At 59.5% G+C, this 3,036-nt stretch carries 5 protein-coding genes; 1 reads left to right on the plus strand and 4 read right to left on the minus strand.

Going from position 1 to position 3,036, the window contains the following annotated elements:
* Positions 1–196 precede the first annotated feature (196 nt).
* A complete protein-coding gene (locus tag AC1DS3_RS37230) occupies positions 197–949 on the minus strand; it encodes a carbonic anhydrase family protein (RefSeq protein ID WP_441630912.1) in 753 nt (250 codons plus the stop codon).
* A 413-nt stretch (positions 950–1,362) separates the two neighbouring features.
* Positions 1,363–1,698 (minus strand): hypothetical protein, encoded by a 336-nt coding sequence (locus AC1DS3_RS37235; protein WP_441630786.1) that lies wholly within the window; start codon positions 1,696–1,698, stop codon positions 1,363–1,365.
* A 327-nt stretch (positions 1,699–2,025) separates the two neighbouring features.
* On the opposite strand from AC1DS3_RS37235, the gene AC1DS3_RS37240 reads away from it, so the two are divergent.
* Positions 2,026–2,457 carry a GNAT family N-acetyltransferase gene (locus AC1DS3_RS37240; RefSeq protein WP_441630788.1) on the plus strand — a complete coding sequence of 144 codons (432 nt, stop codon included), beginning with the start codon at positions 2,026–2,028 and terminating at the stop codon, positions 2,455–2,457.
* A gap of 68 nt (positions 2,458–2,525) precedes the next feature.
* Here AC1DS3_RS37240 and AC1DS3_RS37245 read toward each other — a convergent pair whose 3' ends face one another.
* Complete coding sequence (locus tag AC1DS3_RS37245; RefSeq protein ID WP_174424498.1) at positions 2,526–2,759, minus strand: DUF2188 domain-containing protein; 234 nt, start codon at positions 2,757–2,759, stop codon at positions 2,526–2,528.
* Positions 2,760–2,860: 101 nt separating this feature from the next.
* Positions 2,861–3,036, minus strand: a 176-nt coding sequence (locus AC1DS3_RS37250; protein ID WP_477129203.1) for a helix-turn-helix domain-containing protein, incomplete at its 5' end; no start/stop codon positions are given.

The raw sequence follows: 3,036 nt of genomic DNA on the forward strand, positions 1-3,036 counted from the left end.
GCGCGCTTCGTACCTGCTCCAACTGGCCGGCGGTGAGCTTGGTCACCGACTCCAGGAATCTCTTGAACTGGCGGGCGTTCATCGACTGCTCTCGTCATATCAACGACCAAAGTCTAGCAGCTATCCACGCTTAACCTGAACAGCGCCATTCAACGCCCCGACTACCTGTCGGATTTCCCCGCACCGCGTCTCATATTCAGGCGAGGAATTCGACAACTCCACCGTTTAAGTGGTACATCGCGCCGACAATTTTTAATTTCCCATCTTTCTCCATCGGCGCCAGCACGTTACTCCCGTTTCGTATTGCGTCAATCGTGCGTCGAACATTGGTTTGTGCCACCGCATCGACAAATGCATCATTCTTGCTGCTTCTGTCGCCAGCGTACTGCGTGTCATCCACGGCCGGTCTGATCTTGGCCAGGAGACCAGTCAGGTTTCCCAGTTCAACGTGATCAATCGCGCCCTTGATTGCCCCGCATCCTGTGTGCCCCAGCACCAAGATAACTTTAGCGCCGGCCGCCGCACAGGCGAACTCCAGGCTTCCGATGAGATCCTCATTGACGATATTGCCCGCGACACGCGCGTTAAATGTATCTCCAATTTTCGTGTCAAGGATGATCTCGGCCGGTGCCCGGGAGTCAATGCAACTCAAGATCACCGCCGCTGGATACTGCCCGCCGGCAGTCACTCTTTTTTGTGCCAGATAATCGTGGGGCAGCATCTTCCCCAAACGGAAACGTCTATTTCCTTGCTTAAGGCTCTCGATAATCTGGTCCGGCGTCAATTTGTCTCGCTCGGACTTCGATAGCGCCGCCGCGTAAGCCGATTCAACGCCCCCCATGGTTCCCGCCAGCCCAACGGCTGCGACGCCGAGCGCAGTCTTCAGTACGGTGCGTCTTCCAACGCTGTTGGAGGACGCCGCTGGACAACAGTCAGTCTTCTTGTGCATTTCATTCTCCGCAAACAACCGCAAGGCGATCATTGTTGCCGGCATCACGGAGCTGTCATGCATGGGCGATTCTCTTCGCGCCGGCTGCCGGACAGGCAACAGCAGATCGCCAAGCCACCTGCTTCGCAGCTAGCCCCAAAACACATGGTATTTGATTTGAAGTGAGGTTCCCAGGCTTATAGGACTTTGGTCCCTTGGGGAGGGCGCATCGTCGTTGCGGACGTTATCGCTTCGCTTGTGCAGAAGCGGATGCCGGACTCGCGCGGAAAGTCCTGGGATGAGCCGGCAATTCAGATCTATGTGCCTGAGAGCCAGGCGGGCATGCCGCCTGAATTTCCCGGAGCCGCGTATCGCTTTGGGCACGCAAGAGAACGGGGACGCTCATGGCCTCGGTTCGGCAGCGTCGCTTCCATTCATTTGCCCGGCTGAGCGCGGGCTGTCGATGGATTCAACGAGGTTTTGCTTCCACCGCCGCCGTAGTCCCGCGAAGCTCCCGCAGTCTGTGCAGCGGTCAACTCTTCTCGCTGATGCCCTGAGGTGGCATTGCTATAGCGCTGCGTAATGGCGCCGTTTACGCCGGAGAGCGAATTGCCCTGACCTTGTGCTGAGCCGTAGGCCGTGCTGCCGTGCTGCTGCGAGGCGGCGGCATAGCCACCGTAGCCAGGCGATCCGGAAGATTTGTATGCCGTGAGTTGGGCATGAACCGCGCCCGGCACCAACATTAGAGCAAGAATCGGAGTCATTCTCATGCTACATCCCGGTGGGGTGAAAAAGGGGGGGCAAGCTGGTTGCCTACACCCTCGAGAGAAGGCCAAGGGGCAGTCTGTCGCCGCTATTGATTGTGGTGCGTCGCACCAGTTTCAGTACCCCGCCGTAGGGGGGGCTGAGCGCCTTGCGGGGTGGGCCATATGGCGACGAGGGAGATAGCGCCGGCTGAGCACCCGGAAAGAATCGCATCAAGCAGGGGATTGCCGGGACTTGACGTGATAGCGGGTGACTTCGCCATGCACGTTGGATGCAGGCTGCTACAGGCTGTGCCAGAATCGGGATTTCGATAATGAGGAAGGAATGAAACGATGACTGCAAAGCGCAGCGCCAGTCTGGAGATCCGAAGGCTTTCCCCGGCGGAATGGGGGCAAGCTTTTCCTGTCATCACGCAATTGCGCTCGCTGGATGAAGCCGAGTTCCTGCGCCGAGCGCGCCGGCAATCGCATTCTGGCTACGAGCTTGTTGGCGCCTTTCAAGGCAACGAGCTGATCGGCGTGATGGGGATGCGGCCCGTCCATACGTTGGCGCGTGGGGCACACCTGCACGTAGACGACCTTGTGGTCGATGCGCAAGTGCGCGGCAGTGGTGCCGGTCACGCCCTGATGGCATATGCGGAAGCCGACGCGCGTGCGCGCGAGATGACGGCCGTGTTTCTCGACGCACGGCCGGAGGCCATTCCTTTCTATGAGCGCGAGAGCTATGTCCTCCATCCTGCTCCCTCGATGAAGAAAGTGCTCTGATCCTCCTGGCGGCCATTCCATGGCCAGGCTGGCGTGCCGGGTCCCCGGCGCCAGCCGCCTGAGCATGATCAGCCCCTTATGCTCCTGGGGTCCCGCCCGTAGCTATTCCGCGTACGGATCTGGCCATCCTGACCGTGCACCAGGAGTTCCACCTTCTCGCGTTGTGCAATCACTGTTGCGGCTTCCACCGCTTCTTCCTGAGTGAGGAAGTGCGCTCTTTCGCCCTTTGCTCCTTCGTGGATGATGTCCCACCCGTCGCCATGAGGCACGACGTGTACGTTACGTTGCGGTATCGAATCCATGGTTGTCTCTCTGAGCAGTGCGCTACTGCTGTTTTAGGGGATGCTCTGTCCGCGCAATAGCGGGAGGTGTCCGATACGTCGTCTGGACATCGGCTGTCGCGCTATTTTTCCGGCTGTCCGACCAATACGTCGAGCGGGACGCGCAGCGCCGCCGCCAGGCTCTGGAAAACCTCGGGGCTGCCATCGCGTTTGCGGTTCTCTATCTGGCTAAGGTAGGGCTTGCTAAGGCCTGCCGCTGTCGCCAGCGCATCCTGGGTCATGCGGCGATATTCCCGCC

The sequence above is a fragment of the Cupriavidus sp. 01L46 genome (genome assembly GCF_056399905.1).